Origin of the sequence: Enterobacter sp. MGH 37, assembly GCF_000534515.1 — a bacterium.
Classification (GTDB): Bacteria; Pseudomonadota; Gammaproteobacteria; order Enterobacterales; family Enterobacteriaceae; genus Enterobacter; species Enterobacter kobei.
The window spans coordinates 2042374-2057848 of record NZ_KI973205.1 but is presented as its reverse complement, the minus strand read 5'-3'; the positions used below and the strand labels follow the sequence as shown (position 1 = coordinate 2057848).

Genomic DNA, 15475 nt, shown 5'->3' with positions numbered 1-15475 from the left:
CACTGCCACCGCCAAGACTACACACAGCATCTGGTACAGCTACTACGGGTTTACCACGGTCCTAACGTGATTCGTTTGTGGTGGCTGGTGCTGAACTCCAGCTCAGTGGCGCGGTGTTTCAATATCGTAACCGCCCGTTCCATCCGCGTTCGATCAGTCCATATGCTCGCTTAGAACGTTTCGCCTGCTTATCTTTTCTCAACCGTTTGACGGTCAGCCCCGTCATTCACCACAACTGGAAGCGCACTCCGCCAGGTAACAAACCGATCCCCATCAGTGAAAGAGGAATGCGCTTTCATGTTATGTGCCTGTTATCACGCCTTTTATCGTGATTGCTCTGTGATAAGTTCTACTTTCACGCTGTGATTTCCACATGCTGTGCCGGCTATTGAAAGGTGTTTCTTATTAACCCTGCGACCACCTTCAATGATGTAAAAGCAATTAGTTTCACCAACAACATCGAAAACTTTACCTATATGCCAAAATCCATTTCCGATGTTGCAAGGGTTGTCAGTAACACGAACCTGAATGAACATGCTTAACTCCTTCAAGTGGTAATTCCACCAATCACGATAAGCATCCGTCTGATACTAATTGTGGTTGGCTTTTTTCCTCGTCTCTTCCGAGGTGTCACACCTGATCGCCACGCTGGTGAAACGTCTCTGGCTGTCGTACTTGCCTGGCTTGCACATTCCGGCTACCCGCTGGATCTGGATATTGTCTTGCAAGGAATCCCCGGACCGCTGCGGCACATGTGCCATATGCCGTACTACTGACCTACCGATGGATTAAATATGTACCAATAGTTCAATATTGTAAAGTACCAAAAGTACAAATTTGGTGTTTTACTACGTAACTTATTGAAATTAAGAGTATTTTAATTGTTTTGATGCCGGTTATATGATCAATAAAACACCAAAAGGTGCGCACTAATGGATTTGGGAGATGAAAGGGTGAGCATGATGTTCATGCTATTGGCGGGGTGGTTATGGATTTATCGCTATCAGATCAACCTAAAAACCCGGCGATTAGGCCGGGTAATATCTTAATTATCAGTAGGTTTTGGAGACCATGGTAACTTGATGGTGTCTAATAATGTATCTTTAAACATGTTTTCAAATACTAATTTTGTACAGACGTAAACATAATTCTCAAAGAACCAAGAGTTTTCATTATAGAAATCTTCAGTAACATTTTCATCAAGGTAGCATTCAAAAGTTAACGTCAAGTTAGCTTCTGCTTTGAAGAGTACATCTTCGCCGTCTTCAATGTTCGTTTTGTCACGTGGGAAGCCGATCACTGAAGGGGTGACCTCAATAAATACCCAATTTCCATCTTCATCATTCTGCGGAATCACACGGTGCTCTGAAAATTTTAAGCTGTATTTCCCGCCCTCAGAGTTGTCATCCTCGTTGATAAAAAGTGAAGAGCCCTCTAAATCGAACCCTTTAAAGCGAATCTTATCAAGCATTAGTGCTGTACTCCGTTATCCACTGAAACTTCCCAATAGGTTTCTTCAGTGCGTCTTGAGGAGAAGAACGAGACTTCCCTCACATCCCTTGGCTTTTCAAAGTGGTAATGAACCTCTTTTCTTCCATTTACCGACTCACTTACGGCCTGTTTTACATAATCATTTAAAGTCATATTTTTTGACTTGGCCGCTAAGTATGCTTTCTTATGGAGCGATTCACCTATACGCACATTGAAGGAACCACTCATTGTCTTATCAGGCGACTTCCCGATCTCTTCACAAGTTGCGAGATAGTCGTCAACGGCCTCTTCAAAGGCAGCACGAAGCTCCGCAACGGTAGCGCCTTCATATGTGACGAGATCATTTATGCATTCGAGCTTCCCATGCATAACTCCGTCTTCAAATGAAATGCTGGAGCTACCATAGTACCCTTTGTATTGCATCAGGTTATTCATGATCATCAATCTCATCTAACAGCAGTTTAACTTCTTCCAAGACATATCTTTTGAGGGTGTTTTCAGGATGTGGTTCATGAAAAATAACTAATTTATCAAGGGCTTGGCTGTAAAATTTACGTCCTGAACCACGTTTCGCGTTCAAAAGCTTGAAGCCATACTGGCTCATAAGCGCGACAAGTTCATCCCAAGTGAAATTTTTGGGCAACCTATCTAACTTCAACTTTAACTTTTCCTTTCTTCCCACGAAGAATACATCCTCTGTTAAAGATAGTGCAACTGAAATCTAGTTGCAATCTATGCTAACAATAGACAGATTGTTTCAAAGTTTTCCCAGAAAGCACTAGCTAGGCTGACCCTCTGCGTGAACTACTACAGTCTGTTGTATTTTATAGACTCGTGAATCAACGCCTTACCCATGACATAGAGTTGATCCTGATTATCTTCGTTGATGTACCACTTTTCATAAGCAGGGTTATCAGACAGAACAGCCAACTTGTCACCCTGCATCTGTAGGCGTTTTACGTGAAATGTTTTACCAAAGACGAAAGAGTAAACGCCGTCAGTTTGAAAATGCCGTACAGATACATCAACAAACAATCGATCCCCTGACACCAATGTTGGAGCCATGCTATCGCCATTAACGGTCATAACTTTTACATCATTATGAGACCTGTTTCCGAAAAGTGTTTGAGCATGCTCTGTTGTAAATTCAATGGCATATAGCACTTCAACATAGTCAGAAAGCATATAACTACCGGGACCAGCACTAACACTAAGATCCAGAACATCTACACGGTAAACATCGCTGCTCATGTTAGCTTGTTTTTTGATAATTCCGTCCTCAGAAGAATCACCAAGCAGATAAGTTGCAGACGTGCCAAGAAGAGCTGCAAGATCCTGCAACTTTCCACGCCTTGGTATTGCTTCTCCGTTAAACCATTTGCTCACAGCTTTGGGTGTTAGCTTCATTTTCTTGGCAATTTCTGCCTGCCGACCATGCATCTGAAAACCAGCTTTTTCACAGGCCAGCGCTAGCCTTTTGGAGAAGTCTTGTCGCGCTCTTTCTTCCTGAACCATGGGTTCAATAATAGGTGTACTTGCGTGAACTATCAGTTCCGTCATAATATGTACTTTAAGTTCATAAAGTGAGGTTCATATGCAAAAGGAAAAACTCCCAACTCTTACCGAAGCAATCAAGGAGATTGGTGTCATTACCATCTCTTCTGTTTGCGGATGTAGTGCTCGCTCCATCTATAAGTGGATGAAAAAAGGATGTCTGCCTCGTACAGATTTTACTGGCGAGACTAACTATGCGGAAAAAATCGCTTTAGCCTCCGAGGGAAAATTCTCAAAGGAATTGATTAAGGCGATTAGTCGTCCCCAAAAGCCTACAGATTCAGCGGTTTGATAAAAACCACAGAAAAGAGGAGAAGACCGTGGGTAAAGAACCTGAATGGAAAGTTCAGAAGCAGCCGGCCTGGCTGGTGGCCGCAATCAGGAAGACGATTGCCGCGTTGCCTGGCGGGTACGCCGAAGCGGCGGAGATTCTGGACGAAACCCAGAACTCACTCTTTAACCGCCTTCGTGCTGGTGGCGACCAGATTTTCCCAATGGGCTGGGCAATGGTGCTTCAGAGCGCTGCGGGCGTAAGTTACATCGCTGACGCGTTCTCTCGTGAAACTGATAACGGTATTCACGTTCCCGGCGCCGTGCCAGATGATGAAAACGAAGAGATTGGCCTGAAACTGGCCGAGCTGGTGGGGAGACTTGGTGAGCTGGTCAATGCTTACCGTCATTACATTGAAGATGGAGTCGTTGACCGGAGCGAGTGGCAAAGTCTTAACGATATCGCATATCAGTTCAGGGTCACTCTCATGACGTTCCTGAACCTTATTTCCCGTGTTTATTGCCTCCCAGAAATGGGTGAGGCCCGCGAGTGTGCAGCTCCGGGCCCCTTGGCGTGTCGTATCAGTGGAGAAACTAACGCATGAACAGTTTAACGGTAAACAACCGTCTCCCGCAACTCCGTGGTATTCCCGTTGTTGGAACCTCGTCGTTTCGGTATGAGCGCATGGTATCAGGCCGCTGGGTTCCATGTAACCACAGCAGGGCTATGGCGATTGTGGGTGTCTGGCGTCGGAAGGGGAGAGCGCTATGCGAGAACTTAACCGGCGTTTCAGAGATCACTATGGCGTCCCGGTGCGCGTCATCAGATGGGAGCCAGAGACTCGACGCGTTATATACCTTCGCGAAGGGTACGATCATGAGTGCTTCAGCCCTCTTGAGCAATTCCAGCGTAAATTTACAGAGTTAAAGGACGACCATGAGCCTGTTGATGCCATCCCGGCCGATAGTGATAAACCCTGACCTTGCCTACAGCATTGGCCTGAACGAGGCCATTGCGTTGCAGCAGGTGAACTACTGGCTTAAAGAAACCACCTCCGGACTGGAGCGTGACGGCGTGCGCTGGATTTACAACACCAACGAGCAGTGGCTGGAGCAGTTCCCGTTCTGGTCTGAGTCTACGCTGAAGCGCACATTCACCCGCCTGAAGCAGCTGGGCGTGCTCAAAGTTGAGCAGCTGAATAAGTCTCAGCGCGACATGACGAACTACTACACGATCAACTACGAAAGCGAGCTTTTAGATGAGGTCAAAGTGACCAAATCGAAGAGTTCAAAATGCACTCTTCCATCAGGTCAAAATGAACCGATGGAAGAGGTCAAAGTGGAACGCTCCATCGGGTCAAAACGAACCGCTCTCATCAGGTCAAATTGCACTGATGTTCTTACAGAGAATACAACAGAGAATACTACAGATATTAAAAAACCTATTTGTCCGGTTGCGCCGCAACCAGACGACATCGATCCGGCAATTCGTGTCTTATCCCATTTCAACGAGGTTACTGGATCGTCATACGGGAAGGGCGGGCGCAATAAAACCGTTTTGGGATACATAAGGGGGAGACTGTCAGAAAACTACAGCGCTGAAGACCTGATGCTGGTGGTGGACTATCTCACAGCAAAATGGGCTGATGATCCAAAAATGGATGATTACCTTCGCCCGAGCACTCTCTTTGGTCCAGAAAATTGCGTTGAGTATTTTGACAAGGCTCAGAAATGGCAAAAGCGCGGAAGGCCTGCGTGTGTCAAAGGGCGTTGGCAACTCGGCGGTAGCGCTGACCCAAACTTTAAGGCCAACTTCCAGAACGTTGATTACAGCGTTCCAGCCAACTCAGGTTTCCGTGTTTCCGGAGGTACTCAATGAGCTTTCTGAAAACAATTCAGTTATTCGTGGCCAATAACCCTGGACTGACGAACAAAGAGATTGCTGCAGCACTGGAGAAGCTTTACGGTGATGTTCCGCGCATAGAACTGTTCAGCCGTTGCGGTGCGCCTGGATGGGACCACTGGGGAAATCAGTCAGTATCACCGGCCGTTGAGCTTATCCCGGCAGTAGCCGTTCCAATGGGCAAACCTCAGGAGCGTGCTGCATGAAAAAACTATCCACAGAGCAGGAGAACGCTGTACGTGACGTTGCCCGTCAATGCTCAGATGCCATTAAGAAAGCCCTGAAGAAAAAGCCTAAGCCAAGCTGGAACAAGGCTGTACCTCCGATCCTGAAGGAGTACCACGAGAAGGTTAAACCGATGGGCGTAAGCCTGGTGATGTTCAACAGCGTAATCGGACGCCTGAACGGGCGCTATGGAGTGGAGTCATGATGAAACTAGTTCTCCCGTTCCCACCGAGCGTAAACACCTACTGGCGAGCCCCCAATAAGGGGCCGTTGGCAGGACGCCATCTCATCAGTGCTGCTGGCCGCAAATATCAGAGCGCTGCTTGCGCTGCGATTATTGAACAATTACGCCGCCTGCCTAAACCAACCACAGCGCCAGCGGCGGTTGAGATCATTCTCTATCCACCAGATGCCCGCCGCCGCGATATCGACAATTACAACAAGGCGCTTTTTGATGCACTGACACATGCAGGCATCTGGGAGGATGACAGTCAGGTTAAACGAATGCTGGTGGAGTGGGCACCGCAGGTACCTGGCGGGAAGGTTGAAATAACGATCGCCAGCTATGTCGAAAATGGTAGGCAAAATAGCAATGCATTGGTACGCGCATGAGTGTTAGATTAAAAAGTGTCAGCGAAGCGGGAGTGCAGACCCGCTCGCACTACAACAAGTGGAGAAACATATGAATCAGTTATTCGTAATTGATGGCGTTTCCGTACGCCGTGATTTTGATGGTCGTTACTGCCTGAATGATTTGCATCGTGCGGCGGGAGGTGAAAAACGTCACCAGCCTTCCAACTGGTCCTGTCTTACCCAAACGCAAGAACTCATCGCTGAAATTTCGAGCGCTCCTGGAATTACAGGAGCGGCCCCGTTGGTCACCCTTACTGGTGGTGTTAACCAGGGGACATTCGTCTGCAAGGAGTTGGTTTATTCCTATGCAATGTGGATCAGCCCGAAATTTAACCTCAAAGTCATCAGAACGTTCGATGCCGTACAGAACCCTGCATCCAATGCGCCGACATCCGACAAAATTCAGGCTGGCGTGATCCTGCTTGAATCGGCGGCGAAAATGCTGAACCTCTCAAACTCTTCAAGACTCGGTGCTTATCAAAAACTCCAGCAGGTAGCGGGTCTTCCAGATCTGATGCCGCATTACGCGATCGATGCACCTGCCGGTGCGCAGGATGGGTCCAGCCGTCCCACACAATCACTCAGCGCTTTGCTTAAAGCAAAAAACATCCGCATCACCGCCAATCAGGTTTATCACATGATGTCCCGCTTTGGGATTGTGGAACAAAAAGAGCGAAACAGTCGGTCTGGAGTGAATGGTGTTAAAAAGTTCTGGTCACTTACTGCCAAAGGCTGCATGTATGGCAAGAACATCACCAGTCCTGCGAACCCGCGAGAAACTCAGCCTCATTTCTTTGAGTCGAAGTTTGCGGAGCTTCTTAAAATAATCGACATCGTAGCCTGAGGTAACAGTGAGAGCATTACTGACACCTGAAGTTGCACCAATGTCCGGGGTGGTTCTGTTCCGCCCTGGCAATGAACTGCTCTGGCTGTTTCGTCAGGGAAGGGTTGTTATTGAGACGCCATCAGAAGCAATCCAGCATTTGCCATCAGGTCTTATTCCAGAGGCACATCAGCCACTGACAGATGATGTCAGTATGCAGGAGCTTTTCCTGAACGAGAGGGTTATTCAGCGTGCTGGCGGTCTTAGCAGTCTTGATGCCTGGCTTGAGCGTAAATTCGAATGTCAGTGGCCCCACAATGAATGGCACTCAAAGGACTTTACGGTGATGCGTCACCCCCCCGGAAGCATTCGCCTTTGTTGGGGCTGTGATAACCAGTTGCGTGAACAAACCACTGAAAGACTGGCAGGAATTGCCATGCAGAACCTGGTAAAATGGTTACTCGAAAGGGTGAATATTATGCTGGGATTCAGCGAAGACCACACCCTGACGCTTCCGGAGTTCTGCTGGTGGATGGTACGCAACGATCTGGCTGACCTTATTCCTGAATCAGTGGCGAGCAAAGCCCTCAGGATTAAGCCTGACTCGCACAGTTCCGTAATGCGGGAAAGCGACATTGTTCCTTCGTTACCGGCGACTGAAATCCTCCAGGAGAAGGTGAAGAAGGTTGTCTCCGTTAAGGTAGACCCTGAGTCACCGGAATCTTTCATGCTTAGGCCAAAGCGCCGCCGCTGGGTTAATGAGAACTGGACACGCTGGGTAAAGTCCCAGCTTTGCGTCTGCTGTAACAAGCAGGCAGACGACCCCCACCACCTGATAGGCCACGGGCAGGGTGGAATGGGTACTAAGGCGCATGACCTTTTTGTGATACCGCTGTGCAGAGCGCATCACGACGAGTTACACGCTGATCCTGTGGCATTTGAAGCGAAATACGGCGACCAGTTAACGCTGCTGTTTCGGTTTTTAGATCGTGCGCTGGCAATCGGCGTATTAGCATGAAAAGTGGAGAAAAAATGCTTGATATGTATGAAGTAATGGACCGCTGGGGAGCCTGGGCGGCTGCTGATAGCAGTGGAGTCGACTGGCAACCAATAGCTGCTGGTTTTAAAGGTTTAGTGCCGTACGGTAAAAAGTCACGCCTGCAATGTGATGACGATGAAGGGATTATGATTGATGGCTGTGTCGCACGTCTGAAAAAATATAAGCCGGAAGAATATGAGCTGATCATAGCTCACTTCGTGATTGGTATTTCGCTGCGCGCAATAGCAAAAAAGCGTAAGTGTTCGGATGGAACGATAAGAAAAGAGTTGCAAACAGCATTTGGTTTTATAGAAGGCATCGTTTGCACCCTTGTTTAACTAACTTCGTTCCATGCTTCACATGATTATATTGGACGCTTTGAGCTTGACTTAAAGCGTCTTCCACTTATTCCTGAAACCCATATATCTTCTTCGATAAAATCAAGTAAGGCTTTAATTTCTTTCTTAGAAGATGGCATGATGATTTTTTCAACACCATTTATTACATTTGTCTGTAAAGGAAAGTTGACTTTTGCAGCTTCAACCTTAAATAAGGATAGGTTTTGGGCAGTTAACATTCCTGATTGATTTATTAAGGTAACTTTGTTTCTAATAACAGTATCTGCGATTATTTTTAGATCGAAACCAGGAGGTGTTGAAAAAACACTTAGTTGACTGAATGTAGTTAGTTCTTGGTCCGTTGCTGCTGAAAAATAAGATGTCATATCAAAAATGCTTCTAAGTTTGAAAAAACTTTTGAAGTGTATAGTGTTGTTGTCAATTACAGCTACAAGTTTATCATCAACATTAAAGCCAATGCTATCAGCTTTACTAAATGTAGTTTTACTTGCGACAAATTTACCGAAAAATGATTTTGATGTATCTAAAATCTGTTTTTTATTGAAAGGCTGAAGTGCTATAACGTTCGAGTTAGCTTGATTAACTACTCCAACAAACAAAGCTTTGATGTTATCTATAGCAATTTGGTTGGGGTCCCAAATTGGTATGGCTGTCGGTCTTCTAACCGCGTCTACTAAACTAGCCGAATCTGTGAAATTCTGAATTTCAAAGCACTCATCATATTTTGGGGTGTATCCAGCATAAAATGGGATTTTATTATTGTGATGGCTTTCAAAATGTTGGCATTGCTGTTGGAAAATAGCTGTAACAGATGAGCTGGCTGTTCTATCTAGCTCAACTCTAACAATCCTCGTTGCTATTGTGTTATCCATTACTGCAAAAAGTGCCATGGCTTTTTATCCTTTAATATGTAGAAAAGTGTAGTCTGTTAATTGAACAACTGTAAATGGTATATCTTTAATGTCTGTGATTACTGATTTTGAGATTAGAACAAACCCAACGCCGGTATCATCTTCTGCTTCGTAGAATTTATAACCAATTAAAGAAAGAACTGGGTTAAAGTTATAGTTCTCTGAAAAACTGATGTAAAACAATAATGATAAATAGAAGAATAGAGCGTATGCCTTATTTTCTGCTATTGAGTCGGTTCCTAAAAGAGGAAACAGGTAACTTAAGAAATAATTTGTCACTTCTTTGTTCGCAGGGGAAACTGAGCTGATATTCTTTGTCAGAAGTTCAAGCCTATTTTCTGCATATTTTATGAGTCCAATTGCAAGTAACCAGCTTAAAATTCCAACACATAAGCTATATTGCATTAGCCATATTGAATCTTTTACGTATCCGATAAAGAAAAGTGTGGCGCAAACCGGTGCAATAGAACTGGCGGTCAATAATAAGCGTGCTAACTTGTTCATCAGGACATCCTTCTGCACTGTTTATTTGTACAGTACTTTACCTCATGTGTTCCATATTATCCATCCTATAAGCAAATCTAGCATTAAATGCTATAGAAAAAAATTAACGCGTACGCAATTCTTCATGTAATGTGATAAGCGTTGTTACTTAGATGCGAACTTAACACATTAAAAGTCCGTTTTTTGAACCGACCAATAGGTAGTCCAGAAGGATGCTGTAAGCGAATATGCTAAGTAAATCAAATGCTTAAGCCATGACGTTTGCCTGAGGTTTCATTTTCAAGATCCGGAAGATACATCTTTCCCATCTTTTCACAAAAGAGCCGGCGACCCTAGTTTTCTTATCCCTTCAACTCTGAGAGTACACACGGCGATGATGCATTACCGCTCGAATTGATTCGTCGTAACTTATTTTTGTAGTGAATCCTTTCTCAGCGAAAGGGCGTTCCAGTCAACTGCTATTTGCAGATATGCGCGCGGCTTTGCTGACTGGGGGAGAGTCACCGGGAGGCACCCGGCACCATGACAACAACAATACAGTTTCAAATTCCTTGAGAGCCTGCCGTAAAAAGCAGGCCTTTTTTTATGAATTTGCAAACTGCTGCTACGCTTGAAATGTGTGTTGAAGGTAATTGCCTGATGGTTCTCCTGAACCGTTGTGAACCAGCCCGATACTGTCTCACTCAGGTCAGTTAGCAAGACTCACGACTACCTACCTTACTTACTAATAGTCACTCATTAGCCCGCCTTCAAAAGCGGGCTTTTTTTATTCCCCTCATCACTGAGAGGATTCACGGCAATAAGAGGGGGACTAGATGTCCGATCCTTTTTCTGGCACGACAGTAGCGGCTGGTGGTCTGATGGGGGCCAGCATGTTCGGCCTGGCAACCGGCATAGATTACGGTGTGGTGTTTGGCGCATTCGCTGGTGCGGTGTTCTACGTCGCTACGGCGGTTAATATCAGCCGCCTTAAGCTGGTGGGCTACTTCATCACCTCATTCATCTTCGGCGTTATCGGCGCGCCACTGCTCGGCTCTTACTTCTCCAAATGGACGGGGTACAGCGACAGGCCACTTGATGCGCTGGGCGCGGTAATCGTAGCCGCTATTGCTATTAAGCTGCTGACGTTCGTCAACAGTCAGGATTTGGGTAGCCTGTTTGGAATTCTCTCGCGTTTACGTGGTGGAGGGGCCAGCAATGGTAACAAGTGATCCGAGTGCGATGGCAAACGCAATTATCTCTGCTGTTATCGTTATTGCACTGATGTTCTACCAGCGCGGCGGGGCGAGACATCGCCCTCTGATATCGCTGATGGCTTATTTCACGGTGCTGGTATACGCCAGCGTCCCTTTCCGTTACCTGTTCGGCCTGTACCATGAATCACATTGGTTTGTGGTGCTGGTGAACGTCCTGATATGCGCCGCCGTTCTCTGGGCTCGGGGAAACGTAGCGCGCCTGGTTGATGTACTGAGGCACTAATGAACCAATCACAATTTCAAAAGGCGGCTGGGCTAAGCGCCGAATTAGCTGCGCGCTGGTTTCAGCCAGTGAGTGATGCAATGAAAGAGTTCGGCATCACCAATCCGGTAAACCAGGCGATGTTCATTGCTCAGGCAGGGCATGAATCAGCTGGCTTCACTCTGCTCGTGGAAAGCTTCAACTACCGCATTGCAGCACTTGTTAACTTCATCCGTGCAGGACGTCTCACAGCAGACCAGGCAAATGCGCTTGGCCGCCGTCCTGAGGAACGAACATTACCGATTGAGCGCCAGCGAGCCATTGCTAACCTGGTATACAGCAAGCGCATGGGTAACAACGCACCCGGGGACGGCTGGTTATACCGTGGGCGTGGACTTATCCAGATTACCGGCCTCAATAACTACCGTGATTGTGGGAACGGCCTGAAGGTTGATCTGGTTAAGCAGCCTGAGCTATTGGCCGAGGACGTTTATGCAGCCAGAAGCGCGGCGTGGTTCTTCGCCACTAAGGGATGCCTGAAGTATTCCGGCGACGTACTGCAGGTGACGAAGATTATCAACGGCGGAACGAACGGCCTGGAAGATCGCCGTGCTCGTTTCGGAAAAGCAAAAACCGTACTGGTGTGAGGTTGAGATGGGTCTTGAAACAATCATTGGCATTGCTGCACTGGTCATGGCTGCCATCGCTGGTGCTTTTGGCATTGGTCATTCACGCGGCACCAGCAAAGCGGAAGCGAAAGCAGACCAGCAGCGCACCGAAGATAACGCAGCGGCCACGGTCGCAGCAGCAGAACGCCGGGTAGAGACAACGAAAGAGGCTAGTAATGTACAGCAGACTGTTAACCACATGCCTGATGACGATGTTGATCGCGAGCTGCGTGACACGTGGAAGCGTCCCGGTGGTGGTTGATACCGCCTGTGACTGGGTAAAGCCAATCTACCTGACTGAACACGACATTGACGTTATGGACCGCCAGACGAAGAAAGACATCCTGGCTCATAACAAATTATCGAAGGCAAACTGCCTTACGAATGAAAGCTATGTAGCGAAGTAGAATTTTTAGTATCGATGGGGATTTTAATGAACGTGTTATCTAACGAAACAGTGAGGATGGTATTCAATCTCGGCATTGCTTCTCTCGAAAAAGAAGAGGATTTAATAATAAGCAAGCAAATTATTGTTGCTGCGTTTGCTGAGATTATTGAATCTCGAAAAAATTGCCAGCCAACTCTGTACGAGAAACTTTTGGCTGATAGTAATGGCAGGATAAAATGGGAGACTCCTCAAGATCTTGGTAGGTCTGTGTGAACAAAGCTTCAAAATTGATATGCTAATCCCATTGAGTCCTACATGATGGTGAGGAGCATTTGTAAATGCAGAACGTTCATGGCTTATCGCTGATTACAACATTGGTTAACCTCAGACTCAGGGGTAAACCTGTATCAATCGGGACAGGTTTCTTTTACAAAAATGAAAAAGGCTTTATCTTTTTGGCAACAAATTACCATGTCATTACAGGTATTAGTCCATCAGATAAAGCTTCAAAAGCCGTACACGGTGATGAGATCGTAATACAGTTAAGAGACAAAGAGGGGAAGGCATACGATCAACACATCCCGTTATTTATCTCTAATTCCAATAATTGGCTCGAACACCCAACTGATGGTGAAGCGGATATTGTTTTAATTCCTCTCCCATCTAAACTTTTGGAAAATGCTGACTTCGCTTATATCAGCAAAGAAACTACTTTAAATGACGTTTCATTACATCCATCTTTTCCTGTAGTTATGATTGGTTATCCACATGGATACAGAGATTCTGTAAACAATCTCCCCATTTGGAAAACAGGTAGCTTAGCAAGCGAGCCAGAGTACGATTTTGATGGTAAGAAAGTTATTGTCGTTGATATTTCTGCTTTCCCTGGGATGTCTGGGTCACCAGCGATCTATGTGTCTCACAACGGTTATGCCAACAAGAAAGGGGACGTTTTCGTGGGGGAATACCGTTTCGTCTGGTGTACTGATGGGACCGATGTCGAAATGCTTCGCGCACCGTGGGAAGAAATGCAGAGCGGTAATGTTTATGTCGGTTCAGAACCGAAGACATACGCCGACGCCTGGGCAAAGCAGAATCATCCTGAGCGAATCTATCAGGAATTCATCAAAGCGCACCGCAACGATGTGATGCTTAATGCTGGTCTGCTTGGTGGTACCCGCGCTGATGTAATGGCGTTTGCTCAGGGCATCATCCGTCTTTACTACCGGATTGAGAGTTATCGTTTCTGGAAGAAAGAACAGGCTGGCGCCGCGGTGGGTGACATGATGGCCTTTGGCATCGTAGCTAAGTCGTTTGGCGATCGCATCGTTACTGGGCCGCGCATTCACACAGTGTTTAAGTCTGAAGGTATCGGTAAGGAGTACGCCTGGTTTAAACATAAATAAGGAGAAGTTTGCATGTCTAACGAAGAAAACGTGGTTAAGCTGGTAAAGAAAAGCGCCCCCGACAAAAATGAGACGCTTATGTTAGACCGATTAAAAGAATCTATTCTTGACTGGGCGGCTGGTCTAAAGAGCGCTTCACCGTTGCCAGAGCGTCCATGGCGGCATTGAGAAATCTCTCATCATGAGAGGCTGCGGAGTTAGGAAGCTCTTTTACGAGATTTTCCATTTCAGCGATCAGATAAGTGGAAACGCCATTATTCACACTCAATTTATCCATGGCTCTGATCATTTTAGGGATGAGAAATCCAACCTGTAACTCGAGAGTGAAAATTCTGTCAAAAAGCTCTTTGCTATCCATACATTTCCTTATACAGAGGTCAACAGCCATCCCTCTGTGCTGAGTGCGCCAGTGTCCCACCACTGACGGGCTGAATGCTTACCTTAACCAGGGTTAATGAGAAGCAACACCCTGATATTCAGACAGTAGCCGCCATCGTGCGGCTTTTTTATTGGAGATTCGCTGGTGGCTGAAGAGTTTAAGTTATGCGTTGTAGGCCATCACGCCCGACGGAAACAGGCTGAGGCGTTGGCTTTAAGCATCAGTGCCCATCTTCTAATTGATGAGGGCGACGGTGGAGCTAATGCTAACCATCGCCGAGCACTTGAATGGGCTGCTGAGCAACCTTGCCGGGTGGTCGTGCTGGAAGACGATGCGATGCCCGTTCCTTGGTTTGCAGAGCTGGTGGTCGACTGGCTGACCCGCTTCCCTGACGACATGCTGAGCCTTTATCTCGGTACTGGCCGCCCGCCGCAGTACCAGATGCAGATAGCCGAACGGCTGATTATTGCTGATAAGACTCAGGCTGACTACATCACACTGCCGCGGCTGATACACGGCGTTTGTTATAGCGTACCTCCTCAGCATATTGAACGAGTCCTTTCTCGATGGGACAGCAGCAAGCCTGCCGATTATGCCGTTGGTGATGCTTATGGCGGCGCTGTGGTCTATCCGTGTTACTCGCTGGTGGACCATGCAGACTTTGAATCAGTCGAGTGTCACCCTGACTCAGCACCACGAACAGAACGCCGCCGGGCATGGAGATTAGCCTGATGCCTGCGTTAATACCGAGAGCATGCCGCAAGCGTGGCTGTCCTGGCACAACCACAGACCGCTCAGGCTATTGTCCAAAGCATCTTAACGAAGGCTGGCAGCAGCATCAGCGAGGACAGAGCAGGCACCAGCGCGGTTATGGCAGTAAGTGGGACAGGCTGCGCCCAATCGTTCTCGACAGGGATAAACACCTCTGTCAGGAATGCCTGCGAAATGGAAGGTATACACCCGCTGAGACGGTGGACCATATCACCGCCAAAGCAAATGGGGGAACCGATGACCTTTCCAACCTCGAAAGCCTCTGCAAGCCCTGCCACAGGGCGAAAACAGCGGTCGAAAGACTCAAATGACATCAATTCTCATTTGAATAGACCGAAGGGGAGGGCGGGTTGAAAGTTCAGGAACGACGCGCCAAAGGACCGCCGCCTAACCTCTTTTCACATCGCCGCAGGTTAGAAAACTTTTTTATGGGGTCCCCCACTCGATGATTAATAGGAGTTTTCGATTATGTCTGGACCACCGAAAACCCCGACCCATCTACGTTTGGTGAGGGGTAACCCATCTAAACGCCCGATCAATGAGAACGAACCAAAACCCCCTTCAGGGGTACCCCCAACGCCGAAGCATTTCGACAAGCAGGGGAAATACTGGTTTAAACGGATGGCCGACGAGCTTGATGCTATCGGTGTGATGTCTCAGCTTGATGCCAGAGCCCTTGAGCTGCTGGTTGAG

General features: G+C 47.1%; 25 protein-coding genes and 4 pseudogenes. 21 read left to right on the top strand and 8 right to left on the bottom strand.

The genetic code is table 11. The features are described from left to right. Positions 1 to 323 precede the first annotated feature (323 nt). From L383_RS25920 to L383_RS13930, 5 genes are all read right to left on the bottom strand, one after another. Positions 324 to 536: a hypothetical protein gene (locus L383_RS25920; RefSeq protein WP_023330797.1), complete on the bottom strand. Its 213-nt coding sequence runs from the start codon at positions 534 to 536 to the stop codon at positions 324 to 326. Positions 537 to 1045: 509 nt separating this feature from the next. Further along, positions 1046 to 1471, bottom strand: coding sequence for a hypothetical protein (locus L383_RS13915; RefSeq protein ID WP_023330795.1), 426 nt, complete (start codon positions 1469 to 1471; stop codon positions 1046 to 1048). Beyond that, complete coding sequence (locus L383_RS13920; RefSeq protein WP_023330794.1) at positions 1471 to 1926, bottom strand: type II toxin-antitoxin system HicB family antitoxin; 456 nt, start codon at positions 1924 to 1926, stop codon at positions 1471 to 1473. The genes L383_RS13915 and L383_RS13920 overlap by 1 nt, the downstream gene beginning before the upstream one ends. Further along, positions 1919 to 2173, bottom strand: coding sequence for a type II toxin-antitoxin system HicA family toxin (locus L383_RS13925; RefSeq protein ID WP_023330793.1), 255 nt, complete (start codon positions 2171 to 2173; stop codon positions 1919 to 1921). The genes L383_RS13920 and L383_RS13925 overlap by 8 nt, the downstream gene beginning before the upstream one ends. A gap of 125 nt (positions 2174 to 2298) precedes the next feature. After that, on the bottom strand, positions 2299 to 3051 hold the full coding sequence (locus L383_RS13930; protein WP_023330792.1) for an XRE family transcriptional regulator: 753 nt from the start codon (positions 3049 to 3051) through the stop codon (positions 2299 to 2301). Positions 3052 to 3085: 34 nt separating this feature from the next. Here L383_RS13930 and L383_RS24970 point away from each other — a divergent pair, with 34 nt between their 5' ends. The 10 genes and pseudogenes from L383_RS24970 to L383_RS13970 all read left to right on the top strand — a co-directional run bounded on the left by L383_RS24970 (position 3086) and on the right by L383_RS13970 (position 8276). Further along, complete coding sequence (locus tag L383_RS24970) at positions 3086 to 3337, top strand: hypothetical protein (RefSeq protein WP_023330791.1); 252 nt, start codon at positions 3086 to 3088, stop codon at positions 3335 to 3337. Positions 3338 to 3365: 28 nt separating this feature from the next. After that, positions 3366 to 3920, top strand: a complete 555-nt coding sequence (locus tag L383_RS13935) for a YmfL family putative regulatory protein (RefSeq protein ID WP_023330790.1) — start codon at positions 3366 to 3368, stop codon at positions 3918 to 3920. Positions 3921 to 4083: 163 nt separating this feature from the next. Beyond that, positions 4084 to 4296, top strand: a complete 213-nt coding sequence (locus L383_RS24965; protein WP_071852604.1) for a DUF4222 domain-containing protein — start codon at positions 4084 to 4086, stop codon at positions 4294 to 4296. Next, entirely contained in the window at positions 4253 to 5194 is a 942-nt protein-coding gene (locus L383_RS13940) for a conserved phage C-terminal domain-containing protein (protein WP_023330788.1), read from the top strand. Before L383_RS24965 ends, L383_RS13940 begins: the two co-directional genes overlap by 44 nt. A 56-nt stretch (positions 5195 to 5250) precedes the next feature. Further along, a pseudogene (locus tag L383_RS13945) lies at positions 5251 to 5424 on the top strand (DNA methyltransferase); the annotation flags it as partial. Then, positions 5421 to 5648, top strand: coding sequence for a hypothetical protein (locus L383_RS13950; RefSeq protein ID WP_023330786.1), 228 nt, complete (start codon positions 5421 to 5423; stop codon positions 5646 to 5648). The pseudogene L383_RS13945 and the gene L383_RS13950, both read left to right, overlap by 4 nt. Beyond that, positions 5648 to 6055 carry a RusA family crossover junction endodeoxyribonuclease gene (locus L383_RS13955; protein WP_025760115.1) on the top strand — a complete coding sequence of 136 codons (408 nt, stop codon included), beginning with the start codon at positions 5648 to 5650 and terminating at the stop codon, positions 6053 to 6055. The genes L383_RS13950 and L383_RS13955 overlap by 1 nt, the downstream gene beginning before the upstream one ends. A gap of 70 nt (positions 6056 to 6125) precedes the next feature. Beyond that, positions 6126 to 6920: a KilA-N domain-containing protein gene (locus L383_RS13960; protein ID WP_023330784.1), complete on the top strand. Its 795-nt coding sequence runs from the start codon at positions 6126 to 6128 to the stop codon at positions 6918 to 6920. A gap of 7 nt (positions 6921 to 6927) precedes the next feature. Then, positions 6928 to 7917: a DUF968 domain-containing protein gene (locus L383_RS13965; RefSeq protein WP_023330783.1), complete on the top strand. Its 990-nt coding sequence runs from the start codon at positions 6928 to 6930 to the stop codon at positions 7915 to 7917. A 14-nt stretch (positions 7918 to 7931) separates the two neighbouring features. After that, positions 7932 to 8276, top strand: a complete 345-nt coding sequence (locus tag L383_RS13970; RefSeq protein ID WP_023330782.1) for an antiterminator Q family protein — start codon at positions 7932 to 7934, stop codon at positions 8274 to 8276. A 26-nt stretch (positions 8277 to 8302) separates the two neighbouring features. On the opposite strand, the gene L383_RS13975 is transcribed toward L383_RS13970, so the two are convergent. After that, a complete protein-coding gene (locus L383_RS13975; RefSeq protein WP_023330781.1) occupies positions 8303 to 9187 on the bottom strand; it encodes a hypothetical protein in 885 nt (294 codons plus the stop codon). Between the two features lie 6 nt (positions 9188 to 9193). Further along, positions 9194 to 9712, bottom strand: a complete 519-nt coding sequence (locus tag L383_RS13980; protein WP_023330780.1) for a hypothetical protein — start codon at positions 9710 to 9712, stop codon at positions 9194 to 9196. 815 nt (positions 9713 to 10527) lie between these two features. Between L383_RS13980 and L383_RS13985 the strand changes: the two genes are divergently transcribed. The 8 genes and pseudogenes from L383_RS13985 to L383_RS24955 form a co-directional block, all read left to right on the top strand. After that, positions 10528 to 10923 carry a phage holin family protein gene (locus tag L383_RS13985; RefSeq protein WP_023330779.1) on the top strand — a complete coding sequence of 132 codons (396 nt, stop codon included), beginning with the start codon at positions 10528 to 10530 and terminating at the stop codon, positions 10921 to 10923. Then, positions 10910 to 11191 carry a phage holin family protein gene (locus tag L383_RS13990; protein ID WP_023330778.1) on the top strand — a complete coding sequence of 94 codons (282 nt, stop codon included), beginning with the start codon at positions 10910 to 10912 and terminating at the stop codon, positions 11189 to 11191. The genes L383_RS13985 and L383_RS13990 overlap by 14 nt, the downstream gene beginning before the upstream one ends. After that, complete coding sequence (locus L383_RS13995; RefSeq protein ID WP_023330777.1) at positions 11191 to 11817, top strand: glycoside hydrolase family 19 protein; 627 nt, start codon at positions 11191 to 11193, stop codon at positions 11815 to 11817. Before L383_RS13990 ends, L383_RS13995 begins: the two co-directional genes overlap by 1 nt. 7 nt (positions 11818 to 11824) lie before the next feature. Then, a complete protein-coding gene (locus L383_RS14000) occupies positions 11825 to 12100 on the top strand; it encodes a hypothetical protein (RefSeq protein WP_023330776.1) in 276 nt (91 codons plus the stop codon). Beyond that, a complete protein-coding gene (locus tag L383_RS26380; RefSeq protein ID WP_045623112.1) occupies positions 12051 to 12245 on the top strand; it encodes a hypothetical protein in 195 nt (64 codons plus the stop codon). Before L383_RS14000 ends, L383_RS26380 begins: the two co-directional genes overlap by 50 nt. Positions 12246 to 12271: 26 nt before the next feature. Then, entirely contained in the window at positions 12272 to 12499 is a 228-nt protein-coding gene (locus tag L383_RS14005) for a hypothetical protein (protein ID WP_023330775.1), read from the top strand. A 65-nt stretch (positions 12500 to 12564) separates the two neighbouring features. Beyond that, a pseudogene (locus L383_RS24960) lies at positions 12565 to 13125 on the top strand (serine protease); the annotation flags it as partial. A 63-nt stretch (positions 13126 to 13188) separates the two neighbouring features. Then, positions 13189 to 13632 (top strand): annotated as a pseudogene (locus tag L383_RS24955) (glycosyltransferase family 2 protein); the annotation flags it as partial. A gap of 100 nt (positions 13633 to 13732) precedes the next feature. Here the strand turns inward: L383_RS24955 and L383_RS14010 are convergent. Continuing rightward, positions 13733 to 13990, bottom strand: a complete 258-nt coding sequence (locus L383_RS14010) for a hypothetical protein (protein WP_023330772.1) — start codon at positions 13988 to 13990, stop codon at positions 13733 to 13735. Positions 13991 to 14152: 162 nt separating this feature from the next. Here L383_RS14010 and L383_RS24950 point away from each other — a divergent pair, with 162 nt between their 5' ends. The 3 genes and pseudogenes from L383_RS24950 to L383_RS14020 all read left to right on the top strand — a co-directional run. Continuing rightward, positions 14153 to 14743 (top strand): hypothetical protein, encoded by a 591-nt coding sequence (locus L383_RS24950; RefSeq protein ID WP_032628818.1) that lies wholly within the window; start codon positions 14153 to 14155, stop codon positions 14741 to 14743. Beyond that, positions 14743 to 15093, top strand: a complete 351-nt coding sequence (locus L383_RS24945) for an HNH endonuclease (protein ID WP_032619870.1) — start codon at positions 14743 to 14745, stop codon at positions 15091 to 15093. The genes L383_RS24950 and L383_RS24945 overlap by 1 nt, the downstream gene beginning before the upstream one ends. 157 nt (positions 15094 to 15250) lie before the next feature. Then, positions 15251 to 15475, top strand: a pseudogene (locus L383_RS14020) (phage terminase small subunit P27 family); the annotation flags it as partial.

What these genes read in the sequence shown, in the direction of transcription:
- L383_RS25920 (WP_023330797.1), bottom strand. Translation starts at nt 536, where the DNA reads ATGTTCATTCAGGTTCGTGTTACTGACAACCCTTGCAACATCGGAAAT.
- L383_RS13915 (WP_023330795.1), bottom strand. Translation starts at nt 1,471, where the DNA reads ATGCTTGATAAGATTCGCTTTAAAGGGTTCGATTTAGAGGGCTCTTCA.
- L383_RS13920 (WP_023330794.1), bottom strand. Translation starts at nt 1,926, where the DNA reads ATGAATAACCTGATGCAATACAAAGGGTACTATGGTAGCTCCAGCATT.
- L383_RS13930 (WP_023330792.1), bottom strand. Translation starts at nt 3,051, where the DNA reads ATGACGGAACTGATAGTTCACGCAAGTACACCTATTATTGAACCCATG.
- L383_RS24970 (WP_023330791.1), top strand. Translation starts at nt 3,086, where the DNA reads ATGCAAAAGGAAAAACTCCCAACTCTTACCGAAGCAATCAAGGAGATT.
- L383_RS24965 (WP_071852604.1), top strand. Translation starts at nt 4,084, where the DNA reads ATGCGAGAACTTAACCGGCGTTTCAGAGATCACTATGGCGTCCCGGTG.
- L383_RS13940 (WP_023330788.1), top strand. Translation starts at nt 4,253, where the DNA reads ATGAGCCTGTTGATGCCATCCCGGCCGATAGTGATAAACCCTGACCTT.
- L383_RS13950 (WP_023330786.1), top strand. Translation starts at nt 5,421, where the DNA reads ATGAAAAAACTATCCACAGAGCAGGAGAACGCTGTACGTGACGTTGCC.
- L383_RS13955 (WP_025760115.1), top strand. Translation starts at nt 5,648, where the DNA reads ATGAAACTAGTTCTCCCGTTCCCACCGAGCGTAAACACCTACTGGCGA.
- L383_RS13960 (WP_023330784.1), top strand. Translation starts at nt 6,126, where the DNA reads ATGAATCAGTTATTCGTAATTGATGGCGTTTCCGTACGCCGTGATTTT.
- L383_RS13970 (WP_023330782.1), top strand. Translation starts at nt 7,932, where the DNA reads ATGCTTGATATGTATGAAGTAATGGACCGCTGGGGAGCCTGGGCGGCT.
- L383_RS13975 (WP_023330781.1), bottom strand. Translation starts at nt 9,187, where the DNA reads ATGGCACTTTTTGCAGTAATGGATAACACAATAGCAACGAGGATTGTT.
- L383_RS13980 (WP_023330780.1), bottom strand. Translation starts at nt 9,712, where the DNA reads ATGAACAAGTTAGCACGCTTATTATTGACCGCCAGTTCTATTGCACCG.
- L383_RS13985 (WP_023330779.1), top strand. Translation starts at nt 10,528, where the DNA reads ATGTCCGATCCTTTTTCTGGCACGACAGTAGCGGCTGGTGGTCTGATG.
- L383_RS13990 (WP_023330778.1), top strand. Translation starts at nt 10,910, where the DNA reads ATGGTAACAAGTGATCCGAGTGCGATGGCAAACGCAATTATCTCTGCT.
- L383_RS13995 (WP_023330777.1), top strand. Translation starts at nt 11,191, where the DNA reads ATGAACCAATCACAATTTCAAAAGGCGGCTGGGCTAAGCGCCGAATTA.
- L383_RS14000 (WP_023330776.1), top strand. Translation starts at nt 11,825, where the DNA reads ATGGGTCTTGAAACAATCATTGGCATTGCTGCACTGGTCATGGCTGCC.
- L383_RS26380 (WP_045623112.1), top strand. Translation starts at nt 12,051, where the DNA reads ATGTTGATCGCGAGCTGCGTGACACGTGGAAGCGTCCCGGTGGTGGTT.
- L383_RS14005 (WP_023330775.1), top strand. Translation starts at nt 12,272, where the DNA reads ATGAACGTGTTATCTAACGAAACAGTGAGGATGGTATTCAATCTCGGC.
- L383_RS14010 (WP_023330772.1), bottom strand. Translation starts at nt 13,990, where the DNA reads ATGGATAGCAAAGAGCTTTTTGACAGAATTTTCACTCTCGAGTTACAG.
- L383_RS24945 (WP_032619870.1), top strand. Translation starts at nt 14,743, where the DNA reads ATGCCTGCGTTAATACCGAGAGCATGCCGCAAGCGTGGCTGTCCTGGC.